Source organism: Nocardia sp. Root136 (assembly GCF_001427185.1).
GTDB classification, from domain to species: domain Bacteria; phylum Actinomycetota; class Actinomycetes; order Mycobacteriales; family Mycobacteriaceae; genus Nocardia; species Nocardia salmonicida.
Genome location: NZ_LMFE01000007.1, coordinates 582,650 through 597,597, shown reverse-complemented (window position 1 = coordinate 597,597; position 14,948 = coordinate 582,650). Strand labels below are relative to the sequence as shown.

The following is a 14,948-nucleotide window of genomic DNA, read 5'->3' as shown; positions in this document are numbered from 1 at the left end:
CCCGTGTGGTCGCCCCGATGACCTCGGCGGGCACGGTGACCTGCGCCTGGCTTGTGGTCACCGTCACAAGTCTTATTGACGTTGACGTCAGTGTCAACGGTCGATTCATCGCCTGACCTGTTCGGTTACCGAAAGCGGTGCCCACCGGGTAATATCGCTCCCCGATGCAAGGAAGCACGGCCCTGTAGCGCAGTTGGTTAGCGCGCCGCCCTGTCACGGCGGAGGTCGCGGGTTCGAGTCCCGTCAGGGTCGCCACGGCGAAAGTCCCCCACACCGATTCCGGTGTGGGGGACTTTCGCGTTCCAGGACCTGCTCAGATGCGGTGGTCGATGCTGGTGATGCGGTGACGACCGGGCGCTACCTCGGTGGTGCGCATGACCTGGTTGATCTTTTCGGTGGTGGCGTCGCCCGGCCATTTCTGGTGGATGGTCACGTTCCAGATGGTGGGGTCGGCGGCGTCGGCTTTGGTGATGTGGACGCAGTACTTCACATCGAGGGGCAGCGAGCCGATGCCCTCGGCCAAGGCCGACGCGTTGCCCACATGGGCGTTGTCGGTGACGAAGGAGCGGGCCTTCGCGGCGTCGCGGTCGACGTAGTAGCTGTATTCGAAGCCGAGGATGGCGCCCTCGGGGCTGGCGGTGTCGCCACGTTCGGCGCTGATGGTGATCGAGGGGGTGCGGAAGGATTCGCAGCCCGACAGGGCGTGTGCGGGAAGCGGGGGCACCACGGTGGACGTCGTTGCCCGCGTGTTGGAGGCAGCTGCCTGTGCCGTGGTGGTCGGTTTGTCGGCGGGGCCGAGGAAGATGGTGGCGCCCAAGCCGAGAAGCACGACGAATACCACCGCTCCGATGATGCCTTTGATCGCGGCCGCGGCCTTCACCTTGCCACCGCTTTCGTCGTAGCGTTCGTCATCGAAGTTCCTGCGGGGGCGCCGCGCGATCTGGCCGCCGCCGCCGAAGTCCTTGAGGCGCGGCAACACCGGTATCTCGACATGGTCGCCGCTCTGTTCGGTCGCGGTGGCGGTGGCCCAGTCGTTCCAGTCGACATCGTCACCGCGCTGCGGCTGGACCGGCACGTCGGCGTCGTTCCAGTCGTTCCAGTCGCCGGTGAACCCGTCGTCGTCATCGGGATTTCGATACACCGGTTCGACGGGCGCGGGCTGGAACGGGCCGTCGTCGAACGGTTCCGGGTCGGGTGGCGGCCAGGTCTCCGGGTTCGTGCCGATCGTCTGCGGCTCGGCCTCGCGCCGTCGCCTGCGCCGCCGTTTACCCTGCGGGCGACGGCGGCCGGGCGACGTGGCATCCGGCGACGCGAAGTAGGCACCGAACGGATTGTCCATGCGGTCGTCCTACGCCGGCGCCGGGACGACTCCCGGTTGCCCGTGTTTAGGCGCGGCGGAGGGTTTCTCGGTCTCCTGATCCTGCGCAGGACGAGCACCGGGCGGCACCACGCCGCCTTGCATAGGCTGCTGCGCGGGCGCGGGCGTGCTCGGAGCCTGTTGGGGCTGTTCGGCTTTCGGCGTCTGATTCTGGAACGGAGCGGCCGGTGCCGGTGCTTCCGGTTTCGCCGAAGCGCCACTGTCGTTGTTCGCGCCGCCACCGCCGCTGTTGGCTCCGCCGCCGGTGCTGGTGCCGCCACCCAATCCGCCGAACAGGGTGCTCGTGCCGGTCCCGCCGCCATTGGTCGACGGCGCGGTGGGCGTGGTGCCCGCGGGTGTGGTGGATGTGGCGCCCTCGGTGCCTGCGGCATTCGCGGCGAGAGTGTCGATTCCGGTCGTCGCCAGCTCGGTACCCTTGTCGAGTCCGTGCATCGCGACTTCGGCGATCTTGTCGATCAGGTGCGTACCGAACGTGACACCGGCATCGATCGCCGCCGTTCCCAGGGAGACCCCGCCGTCGATCAAGGCCTCCTGCAACGCGATCTGCGCCGCTGTCGCCGGATCGATGTTGTCGTCCTCGTCATCCCACGACGAGTCGTCATCCCAGGACGACGTATCGGACCCGCCGGTGCCGAGTACGTAGACGCCGGGCGCCACCTCCGTCGCGCCGACGGGAACGGTCACCCCGTTGGTCCCGCCGAGATCGCTGGTGAGCCCCTTGGTGTCTCGGGTGTACTGATCCATCTCGGTGCTGGCATTACCCACCACCCCGACCGCTTCGGAGATGGCCTCTTCGGCGAGTTCGACGATGGCATCGAGGTTGTTGCCGTTCACCGCGGGCGCGGCCTTCTTCGCTTTGGCCCGGAAGTCGGCGATGATCGCGTCGACCTTGGCCGCCGCGGTCGACTGCGTCGAATGGGCCTGCCCGAGCAGGGAACTCAATCGGGTCCCACGATCGGCCGCGGCCGAGACCTCGGTCGCGGTCTGCCGCAGCGCGGGTGTGGCGGGAGCGGCGGTCTCGGTCGACTCGAGGGCGTACAGCCCCAGCCGATGCGGGTCCTCGGTAGCTGTCGTCGCGGCGGAGGCCGACGTCAGCGCGGCGACCACCGAGGCATCGGGATCGGCGGAAGTATTACTGCCCAACGATCTACGCAACTCGAGCAACGGCACTTCGAGCAGCGCGATCACCGGCGCGATCTTCGCCTCGGCCTCGGCGGGGGTGATCGTGCTCAACGTGGTCTCGGTGGCCAGCGACTTGGTACGCATCACGCCACCTCGCTCTCGACCGCGCGCAGATCGCCCGCCAGCCCGGTGTCGATCCCGGTCACGCTGTCGCCGAAGCGATTCAGGATGCCCTGATAGGCGGTGACCAGGTTGCCCGCGGTACTCAGCGTCGAAGCGTGTTCGCCCGCTGCCTGTGTCCAGGCGGCGGCGAATTCACGCCCGAGCACGCCGAGCCCGGACAGATCGACCCCGGCCGCGGTCGTCGTATCATCGGCCGCTGTGCCAAGAAGTTCGGAAACCCGAGCTGCCGCACGCTGATAAGCGTCGAGCGCTGACGGGTCGAAAGACATTTCTGCCACGATGTCTGCCCCTTCACGATCGCGGATCCCGGCACGGCCGGTGCTCAAAAGCGTAACCACCGAGCGCCGTTTGCGGGAGGGTCCCGTCCAGATGGACGGATCGATCTCGAGACTACGCAGGTCAAGGACTTTCACCGCGAAGCCGGTGTGGTGCTGGTGTGACTGACGGGTCGGTGACCGAACATGACCGGCGAGTAGGGTCGGCCACGACATGGATGGGTATCGACTGTTCGCCCTGTTCGGGTTCGCTCTGCTCGATGCGCTCGACGTGCTGCTGGTGGCGATCACCACGGCCGTGGTCGCCGACGCCAGGCTGACCCGGCGTTCGCCGATGACGGGGGTGCTCAGTTTCCTCGGCGGCGTCTTCGCGGTCTCGGTGGCCTTCGGCGTGTGCACCGTGCTCGGCATCGACTTCCTGGTTCGGCTGTTCGACTTCGAGCTGACCCCCGCCCTGCGCTACTGGGGTGAGTTGGTGATCGGCCTGGTGCTGATCGCGGTCGCCGCGCTTCCGGTCGACACCACCACGTCCACCGGCGGCCGCTGGATCGAGCCGGTGCGCAGATATCCGTGGCTGCTCGGGGTGATCGGGTTCACGCTGGGTCTGGCGAAGGTGCCCACCTCGGTGCCCTATCTCGCGGCCCTCGCGGTGCTGTCCGCGCAGCGCCCGCTGCCGGTGGCGTGGCCGGTGATCGTGGCGGCCTACTGCGCGGTCGCCCTGGTCCTGCCACTGGTCGTGCTGGCTCTGGCCATGCGGCGAACGCCGCGCGCGCGACGGGTCTACCGCCTGCTCGTGCGGGGCATCACCCGTTTCGGGCCGCCGGCGATCAGGGTGCTTTTCGTCGTGTTCGGCGTGGGATTGATCGTCGACGCACTGGTCCACGCGGGCCGACTGTGGTGAGCGCCCGCACGGCCACTCAGGAAAGCGTCAGGACCATCGAGTACCGTCATAACGAATCGATGACATGCCCCGTGCCCGCATCCTGGGCCGCGGGGCTATCCAGGTGAGCAGGGAGGGCGACCCTTGAGGGTTACCGTTGTTGTGCCGACCTACAACGAGCGGGAAAATCTGCCGGTGGCGGTGGAGCGGCTGACGGCTCTGCCGGTGTCCGATCTGCACGTGCTGGTGGTCGACGATAATTCACCCGACGGCACGGGTGACGTCGCCGACAAACTGGCGGCCGAGCTGCCGAATGTGGTGAGCGTGCTGCATCGCACCGAGAAGGACGGCCTCGGCCGCGCCTACATCGCCGGCATCACCGCGGCGCTCGACGAGGGCGCCGATGTGGTGATCCAGATGGACGCCGATCTGTCGCACCCCGCCGAGGTGATCCCGTCGATGCTCGAGAAGCTGAGCTCCGACGATGTCGGCGTAGCGCTGGGGTCGCGCTACGTGCCGGGTGGTTCGACCGCCGCGGAGTGGAAGTGGTACCGCAAGGCCCTGTCGGCCTGGGCAAACTTCTACGTGAACCTGATCCTGCGCCTCGGCGTGAAGGACGCGACCGCCGGTTTCAAGGCCTGGAAGGCCGACACCCTGCGCGCGATCGACGTCGCCTCGATCCGCAGCAACGGCTACTCGTTCCAGGTCGAGATGAACTACCGCGCGATCAAGAAGGGCTACACGATCGCCGAGGTGCCGATCCGCTTCGAGGAGCGCACCGTCGGTGCGTCGAAGATGAGCCTGAAGGTGCAGCTCGAGTCGGCGCTCATGCCGTGGAAGCTGCTGTTCGGCCGCTCGGTCTAGAACTCGTTACGCGAAAGGCCCCGCCGATGGTTTCGGCGGGGCCTTCGCTGTTTGTCCGGGTCACTTCGCGGTGATGCCGCGACGCACGCCTTCCAGAGCGATCACCATGACCGGCACCAGCACCACGTGCATCACCGACAGGGCGATGGTGGAGGCGGTGTCGAAGTCGGCGGCCACGGTCAGTCCGATGGTCGCGATCGACAGCGCCGACCCGACCACGGCGGCCGTCCGCAGCACCCCGGTCCACAGGTAGGACACCAGCACTGCGACGGTCAGGCCGATCAGGACCGGCACGGCCGACATCAAGATCACCCCGCCGGGCGCGGCATCGGTGACCTTGCCGTCGGCGATCGTGGTGAACGACCCGCCCGCGGCGGCGCCGATGGCCCAGACGATCAGATTCAGCACCACGGCGACGGCAGCGGCGCCCAGCACGGCGACGGGCCGGTTCAGTGCGGGGACGGTGTAGGTGGTGGGGGCGGTGACGGTGCTCATGATGTTCTCCCTCATTCGGTGGTGAGACAAGCATCAAACCTGAACCATTGTTAATGTCAAGCCCTCAGTCGAATTGGACTGCGCCGCATCGTCGAGACCCTGGTCACAGGCCCTGAGCCCCGTGCCTACGACAGAAGGTCGTAGCATGGCGGCGTGGGCTCTCCGACGGATCACACCGCGCGCTTACGCGGCGCGGCAGTGGGTTCCGCGTCCGGCGCCGTCGCGATTCTGGCGCACGGACTCGGTGGTGCTACCGCCGTTCCCGGCGGATCCGCCCTCGCGCTGTTGTTCGCCGCGTGCGCCCTGATCGGTGTCGTCGTCACCGCGCTGCCGCGAGGAAACAGCGCGATGTCGACCATGGTGGTACTGGCTGTCGGCCAGTGCGTCGGGCACACCGCGCTGTCGTTGGGACATTTCCAGCACCACACCATTTCGGGCGCGATGGTGCTCGCTCACCTGGTGGCGATCCCCGTCGGCGCCCTCGCGATCCGCGCCGCCGAGGTCGGTGTGCGCCGGGCGATCACCAGCGTGCGGCAGCTGGTCCTCGTGCTGGCCGGGGTCACGTGCCCGCCCGACCGCCCGGTCCGGCTACCCGTCGCCGACGAGCGTGCGGTGCTCCGGCAGCTCCTCCTACGACCGGACATCGGGCTGCGTGGTCCGCCCTGGGTGGGCGCGACCGAATCCAACCCCGTTCCGACTTAGGACAAGCCCGACGAATTCCACTGTCTCGGTGGATGATTCGCCGTGCGGACAGGCCGGTCCGGGGCACACCTCACCCCGATGATCGGAGTTCTCCCATGTCCGTCTTTCCGCATGTCCACCTGCGTGCCCGCCGTGTCGGCGCTGCCGCCGCCTGTGCCGTTCTCGCCGTGTTCGCCACCGCCTGCTCGGATTCCGAGCCTGCCCCGCCCTCGTCCGTGGCGATGGCGGACCGGATCACGATGAGCGACCAGTGGATCAAGGCCGCCGAGTCCGGAATGTCGGCCGCCTTCGGCACCCTGCGCAATGCCGGTGACGCCCCGATGACACTGGTAGCCGCCACCAGCCCGGCCTCGGAGCGGGTCGAGATCCACGAGGTGGTGCCCGACAGCACCGGCGCGAAGACCATGCGCCCGAAAGCCGGTGGCATCACCGTCCCGGCCCACGGCGAGGTGACGTTGAAGCCGGGCGCCGAGCACCTGATGTTCATGGACCTGAAGCAGCCGCTGCGGACCGGCTCGGAAACCTCGCTCACGCTGACCTTCGCCGACGGCTCGAGCACCGTCGTCACCGCACAGGTGCGTGATTTCGCCGGCGGCAAGGAGAACTACGCGCCGGGCACCGACAATCCGATGCACGGTGGCTGATTCGCGGCCCGGACTCTCTCGCCGACGGTTGCTCGGCGGGGGAGCCGCGGTGGCGGGCGCGGCCGGAATCGCCTGGGGTACGGCCGAGCTGGTGCGTCCGGAGGCCGTTCGGGACGAGGCGCTCGACATCGTCGCGTTCTACGGCGCTCATCAGGCGGGCGTGGAGACGATGCCACCAGGTCACGTGGCCTTCGCGGGCTTCGACCTGGCGCCCGGCGTCGGTCGCGAGGACGTGATCGGGCTGCTCCGAATCTGGACCGACGACGCGGCGCGACTGACCACGGGCGTGCCCGCGCTCGCCGATACCGAACCGGAGCTCGCCGCCAGACCGGCCCGTCTCACGATCACCGTCGGCTTCGGACCCGACCTGTTCACCGTCGCGGGGCTCACCGAGCGGAGACCGGAGTGGCTGCGCCAGCTCCCGCCGTTTCCCATCGACCGGCTCGACCCCGTCTACACCGGCGCCGACCTGGTCCTCCAGGTCTGCGCCGAGGAGGCGACGACGGTCGCGCACGCGGTGCGGGTGCTGTCCAAGCATGTGAAATCGCTGGTGACGGTGCGGTGGGTGCAGCGCGGATTCCGGGACGCGCCGAACGGCCAGACGATGCGCAACCTCATGGGGCAGGTCGACGGCACCGTCAACATCGCCCCGCGCACGGTCGACTTCGACCGACTGGTGTGGGACGAAGGCGCGTCGATGCCGTGGCTCSCCGGCGGCACCTCCCTGGTGCTGCGCCGGATCGCCATGGACCTCGACACCTGGGACGAACTCGACGCCGACGGTCGCGAACTGACCGTCGGCCGCCGGGTCGCCAACGGTGCGCCGCTGACCGGTATCGCCGAACACGACGAGCCCGATCTCGCCGCGGTGGACCGCCACGGCATCCCGGTCATTCCGCCGTCGTCACACGTCGCGCGGGCCAGGCACACCCACGACGGTGAACGGTTCCTGCGCCGCGGGTTCAACTACGACGAGAACCCGGCGCCGGGGCAGGTGTCGAACTCGGGCCTGCTGTTCGTGGCCTATCAGCGCGATGTCGACCGTCAGTTCCTGCCGGTGCAGGCGCGGCTGGCGGAATTCGACGCGCTGAACGAATGGACCACGCCCATCGGGTCGGCCGTGTTCGTGATCCCGCCCGGTGTCCCCGGTCCGGGGCACTATCTCGGGCAGCAGCTGTTCGAGAGCTGAGCCTCCGGCCGGGCGCACCTCGCGCCCGGCCGGTTCAGGCTCGTGGCCAGTCCAGCAGCGTGTTCTCGAACAGCTGCCGGACGCCTTCCACCTCGGCGTCCATGTCGGCGGGGTCCCAGCCGGAGACATCGATCGGCGCCAGCACCGCCACATCGACGATGCCGGCGCGGGCGATAGGCGAATCCCGCCAGGCGATTTCGCCCGCGTTGCGGACCACCACCGGGATCACCGGCACGCCCGCCTGGATGGCGATATGGAACGCGCCCTTCTTGAAGGGCCCGACACCCGGAGTGAACGAGCGAGTTCCCTCGGGCGCGACGGCGATGGAGAGTCCGTCGCGCAGGGTCGAAACCACCGGGGCGAGAGCGGCTTTCGCGCGCTCGGTGTCGGTTCGGTCGATGAAGGTGACGCCGACGAACCGCATCAGCGGACCGAACAGCGGATGACTGCGCAGCTCCTTCTTGCCGATGCCGGTCACCGCGCCGTCGAGGACTTTCGGGACGATGATCACGTCGAACTGGCTCTGGTGGTTGAACAGGAATACCGCGGGGCGCGGCGCGCGGGCGTTCTCGGCTCCGACCACGCGCAGTTGGACGTCGATGGCGCGCAGGGTCGCGGTGGTGGCGTCGTGCATGAGTGCGTCGGCCATCGTCTGCCGCTTGCCGGTGTAGGACTTGCGAAGGACGCCGACCAGCGCGCCGCCGATGAGTCCAGCGAATCCGACGATGGTGCGCAGGTAGTCGAGGGGGCGCGGGGCTCGACGCAGGCGGAAGGTCAGTGCGGGCCAGCCGTTGTCGGCGGCGATCGCGGCGAGGGCCGGGTCGGGGTCGATCACGGTCGGTCGCTGGGCGAGTTCCAGCAGCGGCAGGTCGGTCACGCTGTCGGCGTAGGCGTAGCCGATCTCGAGATCCGGAGCGAATTGGGTTACTGCCGTGGACTTTCCGGTACGCCACAGCGGCGCGCCCGCCGGTCGGCCGGTCAGTACGCCGTCCTCGACGGCGAGTTCGGTGCACAACACGTTGTCGATGCCGAGCCGCTCGGCGACGGGACGCACCTGGAATCGTGTGAGCTCGCTGACCAATATCACTGTGTGACCGGCCAATTGGTGGGCGCGCACGAGGTGCCACGCCTCGGGGAACAGCCGCCCGTAGATCTCCTTGCTGAAAGCCTTGCGGCCGAGCTGGTCCAGCTCGGTCTCCGACGCGCCCGCCCATGTCCGTTCGACGGCTTGCAGGAATCGTCCGTAGTCACCGTCGTTGCCGCCGCGCTGGATACCGCCGAGCAGGGTGGCCAGGCGATCCTCACCGCGCCGCAACACCTTGCCCGCCAGTCGACGTCGCGGCAGACCGTCGACAACGGTGCCGCCGAAATCGAACACCGCGGCGATCCGCGGACCTTGCGGACCCGAACGGATCGTGGCCACGGCGTCGGCGAGTGTGCTCATCAGTTCGTGTTCCTGTTCGACGGATCGAGCGAGGCCGCCCGCGCGATCCGGTCACCCAGATCGCGCAGCTGATCGGCGAATTCCTGGCGCTTGTCGATCAATTCGGCTTCGGCGCCCTCGGCCGCGGGTGCGATGAGGCCGTGGTTGTCGGCCAGTTTCCAGGCGCTGGTGAACAGTTCCGACGATACCGATTCCGGGCTGTGCAACCGCTGCTGCAACAGCATCTGCTTGCCCACCGCCACGCACTCGTCGATGAATTCCTTGCGATCGATCGTCGCGTCGGCGGGTCGGGCCACCAGCCGCTCGGCGACCACCAACTGCGCGTCGAAGAACGAACGCAGCACCCGATGGGCCATCACGAACCCGGATTCGGTGACAGCGCCGAGGAATTGGCGATCCAGTCGATCGTCGGGGGTGTGCTCGTCCCATTCGGGCACGATGATGCGCACCTCCTCGATGATCTGGTCGGCGAACTCCTTCCGCTCCGGGAAGAAGAATTCGAACTTGAGCAGATCGCGCAGCGCGAACGCCGCTTTCCACGCCGCCCGCAGCGGGTCGTCACCCGGCTGCTCCACCGCGGTGAGGGCGGCGAGTTCGAGGATGGCGCGGTTGACGAACCAGTGCACCGCGCTGTTGCGGTAGAACGCCGCCTCGAGGTGCGCGCCGGGTTCTATCGCGTACACCGGTTCCAGCCCACCGCGATACACGGTGACAACGCCCGCCAGTGCGAGCTGTTCGAGCACCACCCGCAGGCCCTGTTCGTCGCGCAGCGTGGTGAGTTCGCCGCTGGGCAGTTTGCGGCCGACGATATAGCCGAGCACCGGGTCGAGCACCGTTCGCACCTGGCCGAGCGTGAGCGCTCGTTCGTGCACGCCGAGCAGGGCCAGGGTGACCAGCGCGTTGACCGTGATCGGGGTGACCTCGTTGATCCCGACCGCGACGTCGAAAGCCAAGCGCTGCACCGCCTTGTGCTCGGCGTCGGCCAGCGTCTTCTCGTCGGGAACGGTGGCCGAACCGGTCTCGGTGTCGCGCAGCGGGATGGTCACCGGCCGCTGATCGAGTGGATCGCCGTGCACCCCCAGTCGCTCGCGGGCCGAAATGGCTTCGCCGAAGCGCACATACACGCGTCCGGCCGAATGCTGCTGACTGCGCACATATCTGGCCAGCCAGCCGATTCCCTCGGCCTTCTTCTTGCCGCCCGCCTGTTCGATGGCTATCGCGCCGAGCTCGTTGAGTCGCTCATAGGTGATCGAGACCGGCACGAGCATCACATCGTCGACGCGACGCGAACGCACCGCGGCGGCAAGGTAATTGAGGAGGCCGTAGCGCGGTGGGCGCAGTTTGCCCGTCCTGGTGCGCCCGCCCTCGAAGTACCACTCCATATTGAAGCGCTTGGCCAGCAGGTAGGCGAAATACTCCTCGACGACCGCCTTGTAGACCTCGTCGTCGCCGAAGCTGCGCCGGATGAACACCGTGCCGGTGCGCCGCGCGATCGGACCCATCGGCCAGAAGTTGAGGTTCGCGCCGCCGATCACGTGGTTGGGCGGAAAATCATTGCGCGCCAACACGTCGCCGAGCACGAACGCGTCGACATAGGAGCGGTGCGAGGGCAGGAAAACCAGCGGGTGCTTGCGGTTGAGCTTGCGCAACGCGTCGAGGCCGCGCAGATCGGTGTCGACCTTCCACGTCGAGGCGTGCACCGGTCGCATCGCCTGGGTGAACAGGTCCGAGACCAGCCTGCTCTGCGCGGCGACCAACTCGCGCAGCGCCTTCTCCGCGTTGCGATACACCTGGTCGGGTTCGGAGCCGATCTCGTCGGCGATGTAGTCGAGCTTGCGCTGGAATTCGGGGGAATCGAGGATCTCCTCGGCTACCAGCTGGGGCACCTTGTACCGATCGCCGATGACGGTGCGTTCGGCGCGTTCGAGCGCCACCACCGCGGCGCGCACCACCGCGCGCGCGAACGGGTCGGCCGAGCCCGCGCGCAGCAGCGCCGCGGCCTCGGGGTTGTTGGTGCGCAGCGCGCTGAGCCGAGCGGGCGCGCCGACGAGCACGCGGTGGCGGTCCGGTTCGGTGCGCAGCAGCCTGCGCTGGACGAGCCGGTTGGGTTTGCGCGGGTTGGTGAGCATCACCAGGTCGGCGAAGGTCACCCGGCGCACACCGTCGCGTTCGGGCGGCAGCCACAGCACCCGGACCGGCACGACCAGCGGGTCGTCCTGCCTGCCGACGAGGCGTTTGGTGATGGCCTTCGCGTCGAGGTCGAGCTGGGTCACCGGGGCCGTGGAGTCGATCTCCCTGTCGAGACCACCCTGGGCTATCCAGTCGCCGATCACTTCGCGTTCGACGGCGGAGGCCGCGTCGACCAGGGCGACCACCGAGTCTGCCTGCGGGCCGCGCCGCCCACCTTTGTCGATCATTACTCCATTCAAGCCGCAGATCTGGTTCGGCGCATCGAACTTGGGCTACAGCGCGTTGCGCGGCGTGTACGGAGCGGCCGATGTCGGGCGCGAGCTACAGTGCTGGAGGTTTGCCCGGCGTGGTGCGGCAGTGGCGAACAATACCCAGTATGGGTCTGGCTAAACGGCGAGGTAATGCTAACCTAACCAAGAAAAGTTAGGTCAGCTTTACCTTGGAGGATCGTTGTCGTCGACGGAACAGCCCGTACGGGTGGAGCACGTGACCGACCCGGCGGCAGCGATGTCACGTCTGGCCGTCTCTGATCGGTTCGGTGAGTACGTGATGTACGAGCAGCCCGGTGTGTGGGTGTTCGCCGCCGATCCGCTCGGTAGCGTGGAACTCGACGCCGGTGAACTGCGCACCATCTGGGGTGGTGAGACCACCGCTCGCGCATGGTCCGGCAGCCCCGCCACCGCTATCGACACCGCACTGGCGACCCTGCCGATCGACGGCCGCAACGCCTATGGCTGGATCGGCTTCGAATTCTGCGCCTACTCGCTCGCGGCGACCCACCATCTCAATCCGCTGACCTCGTTGGCGCACCTGATGATTCCGCGGATCGAGGTGCGCATCGATGCCACCGGCGTGCGGATCAGCGGCGCCACCCCGAACGAGGCGTGCGATATCCACGATCTGATCTCCGGCTCGCAGGGTGTCGACCTGCCTGCCCCGACACCGGTCGATGTGCGGGTCGACCCGACGAACTACGAGGAACGGGTCGCCACGGCGGTCGCCGAAATCCGCTCCGGCAGCTATCAGAAGGTGATTCTGTCGCGCAAGGTCGAGCTGCCGTTCGCGGTGGACGTGCCCGCGACCTATCGCCTCGGCCGGGCCAACAACACCCCCGCCCGCTCGTTCCTGCTGCGACTGGGCGGGCTCGAGGCGGCCGGGTTCAGTCCCGAGTTGGTGGCGTCGGTCGACGACGATCGAGTCGTCACCACCGAACCGCTGGCCGGTACGCGCGCGTTCGGACTCGGTGCCGAGGCCGACGGCGCCGCCCGCGCCGAACTGCTGGCCGACCCGAAGGAGATCGTCGAGCACGCGATTTCGGTGCAGACCTCCTTCGCCGAGATCGCGGAGGTGGCCGTACCCGGCACGCCCGCGGTCTCCGATTTCATGGCGGTGCGCGAGCGCGGCAGCGTGCAGCACCTGGCATCCACCGTGCGCGGCACCCTCGCCGCCGACCGCACCGCGTGGGACGCGCTCGAGGTGCTGTTCCCGTCGGTGACCGCGTCCGGCATCCCCAAGCGGGCCGGCGTCGACTCGGTATTCCGCAATGATCACGATCCGCGTGGGCTGTATTCCGGTGCGGTGGTCTGTGTTTCGCCGACCGGCGCGCTCGAGGCGACGTTGGTGCTTCGCGCGATCTACCAGACCGGCGAAGGCGCGTGGTTGCGCGCCGGTGCGGGAATCGTGGGACAGTCGCGCCCCGAGCGTGAGTTCGAGGAGACCTGCGAAAAGCTGGGCAGCGTAGCGCCTTACGTGGTCAAGGCATACAAGGCTTGACCACACCCCGCGGCTTCCGCCGGAGAGGCACTCCGGGACAACTGGTGTCGCGAGAACATGGGTAACTCACCGGGAACGGGCTGACCGAGGCGCATCCTTTGTCTGGCCGCCAACGCGAACCGGCCCGGCGCCTAGGTCTGGCCATAAGTCGCGGAGAGGCGGATCAGCGCCTTTTTGTCGATCTTGCCGACCGCGGTGATCGGCAATGAATCCGCCTGGCGGACGAGGTCGGGGAGCTTGTAGGTGGCCAGGCCGCGTTCGGTGAGGAAGGTCTTGATCTCGCCGAGGGTGGGCAGTTCGCCGGTGACAACCAGGACGACACAGGCCTTTTCGCCGAGTGCGGCATCGGGCAGGCCGACCGCGGCGGCGTGGCGGACCGCGGGGTGGGCGAGCAGGTGCTCCTCGAGTTCGTCGCAGGAGATGTTCTCGCCACCGCGGTTGATCACATCCTTGATCCGGCCGCTCACGACCAGGTGGCCGCTGGGTAGTTGCCGGACGAGATCGCCGCTGCGGTAGAAGCCGTCGGCGGTGAAGGCGCGCGAATTGTGCTCGGGCGCACGATAATACCCGCGCAGGGTGTAGGGGCCGCGGGTGAGTAGTTCGCCTTCTTCGCCCGGGGCGACGTCGTTGCCGTCGGCGTCGACGACGCGCAGTTCGTCGGCGGGGGAGAGCGGTCGGCCCTGGGTGGTGCACACCAGCTCTTTGTCGTCGTCGAGACGGGTGTAGTTGAGCAGCCCCTCGGCCATCCCGAACACCTGCTGCAAGGTGCACTGCAACGCGGGCTCGACATCGCGGGCGTTCACCTCGGCCAGCCGCGCCCCGCCCACCTGCAACAGGCGCAGCGAACTCAGGTCGGCCCCTTCCCAATCCACTGCCGCGCTCCACAGCTGGGCCAGCGGCGGGACGACGCCGGTGACGCTCACCCCGTGCTTCTCGATCGCGGCGAAGGCGGCCTCGGGGCTCGGGTCGAGGGTGAAGGCGATGGCGCCGCCGGTCGCGACGGTGCCGAGGATGCCGGGACAGGCCAGCGGAAAGTTGTGGGCCGCGGGCAGGGTGGCGAGGTAGACGTCCTCGGGGCCGAGCTCGCAGACCCGCGCGCTGGCGGTCGCGTTGTAGACGTAGTCGTCGTGGGTGCGGGCGATCAGCTTCGGCAGGCCGGTGGTGCCGCCGGAGACCAGCATCACCGCGATATCGGACGGGTCGACCGTGGGCAGCGAATCACCTTCGCGAGCAACCGAATCGAGGGCCACGAACCCGGCGGTACTTCCGTCGGCTTCCGACGTCCCGGTGCCCGGATCACCGGCGACCAGCACGTGGCGCAGACTCGGCACCGCTTGGCGCACGGTCGTGGCCAGCTCGCGGTAGTCGAAGTCGCCGAGCTGGTCGGGGACGAGATAGGCGACCGCTTCGGACAGCGCGGCCAGGTGCTCGATCTCGACGCGGCGGTGTGCGGGCAGGGTGAGAACGGGGATGATCCCGGCGCGCAGCACACCGAACAGGGCCGTCGCGAATTCGGGAATGTTCGGCAGCTGCACGATCACACGGTCACCGGGATTGATCCCGAGGGCGAGCAACCCGTGCGCCATCCGGTCGGCGGCGGCGTCGAGTTCGGCGTAGGTCTGCGTACCGGCGTCGCTGAGCACGGCGGGCCGCTGCGGCTGGCTGCGCGCGGTGTCGCGCAGGAGATCACCGAGTGTGCGCCCGGCCCAGTAGCCTGCGGCCCGGTACTCCTTGGCGTCGGCTTCGGGAAATGGGACGTAGCCCTCGCGGTGGCCGGTTGCCGATGTCGACGTCACGTACTGCCTCACT

13 protein-coding genes and 1 tRNA gene are annotated in these 14,948 nt (G+C 68.3%); 7 read left to right on the top strand and 7 right to left on the bottom strand.

The annotated features are described in order from the left end of the window. Positions 1 to 178: 178 nt before the first annotated feature. Positions 179 to 255 (top strand) — tRNA-Asp (locus ASD42_RS19720). Positions 256 to 313: 58 nt separating this feature from the next. Here the strand turns inward: ASD42_RS19720 and ASD42_RS19715 are convergent. The 3 genes from ASD42_RS19715 to ASD42_RS34460 are packed head-to-tail and all read right to left on the bottom strand — an operon-like array spanning position 314 to position 2,961. Next, positions 314 to 1,339, bottom strand: a complete 1,026-nt coding sequence (locus ASD42_RS19715; protein WP_056818693.1) for a hypothetical protein — start codon at positions 1,337 to 1,339, stop codon at positions 314 to 316. A gap of 9 nt (positions 1,340 to 1,348) precedes the next feature. After that, positions 1,349 to 2,644 carry a hypothetical protein gene (locus ASD42_RS19710; RefSeq protein ID WP_056818691.1) on the bottom strand — a complete coding sequence of 432 codons (1,296 nt, stop codon included), beginning with the start codon at positions 2,642 to 2,644 and terminating at the stop codon, positions 1,349 to 1,351. Beyond that, positions 2,644 to 2,961: a hypothetical protein gene (locus ASD42_RS34460; protein ID WP_131816668.1), complete on the bottom strand. Its 318-nt coding sequence runs from the start codon at positions 2,959 to 2,961 to the stop codon at positions 2,644 to 2,646. The genes ASD42_RS19710 and ASD42_RS34460 overlap by 1 nt, the downstream gene beginning before the upstream one ends. A gap of 211 nt (positions 2,962 to 3,172) precedes the next feature. On the opposite strand from ASD42_RS34460, the gene ASD42_RS19700 reads away from it, so the two are divergent. Continuing rightward, positions 3,173 to 3,859 (top strand): GAP family protein, encoded by a 687-nt coding sequence (locus tag ASD42_RS19700; RefSeq protein ID WP_056818688.1) that lies wholly within the window; start codon positions 3,173 to 3,175, stop codon positions 3,857 to 3,859. Positions 3,860 to 3,982: 123 nt separating this feature from the next. Further along, positions 3,983 to 4,702 (top strand): polyprenol monophosphomannose synthase, encoded by a 720-nt coding sequence (locus tag ASD42_RS19695; RefSeq protein WP_228536832.1) that lies wholly within the window; start codon positions 3,983 to 3,985, stop codon positions 4,700 to 4,702. 60 nt (positions 4,703 to 4,762) lie between these two features. Here the strand turns inward: ASD42_RS19695 and ASD42_RS19690 are convergent, their stop codons facing one another. Then, entirely contained in the window at positions 4,763 to 5,197 is a 435-nt protein-coding gene (locus ASD42_RS19690; RefSeq protein ID WP_056819313.1) for a DUF6069 family protein, read from the bottom strand. A gap of 153 nt (positions 5,198 to 5,350) precedes the next feature. On the opposite strand from ASD42_RS19690, the gene ASD42_RS19685 reads away from it, so the two are divergent. The 3 genes from ASD42_RS19685 (at position 5,351) to ASD42_RS19675 (ending at position 7,732) form a co-directional block, all read left to right on the top strand. Beyond that, positions 5,351 to 5,899, top strand: a complete 549-nt coding sequence (locus tag ASD42_RS19685) for a hypothetical protein (RefSeq protein ID WP_063893677.1) — start codon at positions 5,351 to 5,353, stop codon at positions 5,897 to 5,899. A gap of 95 nt (positions 5,900 to 5,994) precedes the next feature. Beyond that, entirely contained in the window at positions 5,995 to 6,543 is a 549-nt protein-coding gene (locus tag ASD42_RS19680; RefSeq protein ID WP_056818682.1) for a copper chaperone PCu(A)C, read from the top strand. Further along, positions 6,536 to 7,732, top strand: a complete 1,197-nt coding sequence (locus ASD42_RS19675; RefSeq protein WP_056818681.1) for a Dyp-type peroxidase — start codon at positions 6,536 to 6,538, stop codon at positions 7,730 to 7,732. The genes ASD42_RS19680 and ASD42_RS19675 overlap by 8 nt, the downstream gene beginning before the upstream one ends. Positions 7,733 to 7,766: 34 nt before the next feature. On the opposite strand, the gene ASD42_RS19670 is transcribed toward ASD42_RS19675, so the two are convergent. After that, on the bottom strand, positions 7,767 to 9,176 hold the full coding sequence (locus tag ASD42_RS19670; RefSeq protein ID WP_056818679.1) for an HAD-IB family hydrolase: 1,410 nt from the start codon (positions 9,174 to 9,176) through the stop codon (positions 7,767 to 7,769). Then, positions 9,176 to 11,593 carry a glycerol-3-phosphate 1-O-acyltransferase gene (locus ASD42_RS19665; RefSeq protein WP_056818677.1) on the bottom strand — a complete coding sequence of 806 codons (2,418 nt, stop codon included), beginning with the start codon at positions 11,591 to 11,593 and terminating at the stop codon, positions 9,176 to 9,178. The genes ASD42_RS19670 and ASD42_RS19665 overlap by 1 nt, the downstream gene beginning before the upstream one ends. A 280-nt stretch (positions 11,594 to 11,873) precedes the next feature. Between ASD42_RS19665 and ASD42_RS19660 the strand changes: the two genes are divergently transcribed. Beyond that, on the top strand, positions 11,874 to 13,139 hold the full coding sequence (locus ASD42_RS19660) for a salicylate synthase (protein WP_413232934.1): 1,266 nt from the start codon (positions 11,874 to 11,876) through the stop codon (positions 13,137 to 13,139). A gap of 131 nt (positions 13,140 to 13,270) precedes the next feature. Here the strand turns inward: ASD42_RS19660 and ASD42_RS19655 are convergent, their stop codons facing one another. Next, positions 13,271 to 14,935 (bottom strand): (2,3-dihydroxybenzoyl)adenylate synthase, encoded by a 1,665-nt coding sequence (locus ASD42_RS19655; protein ID WP_056818673.1) that lies wholly within the window; start codon positions 14,933 to 14,935, stop codon positions 13,271 to 13,273. Positions 14,936 to 14,948 lie beyond the last annotated feature (13 nt).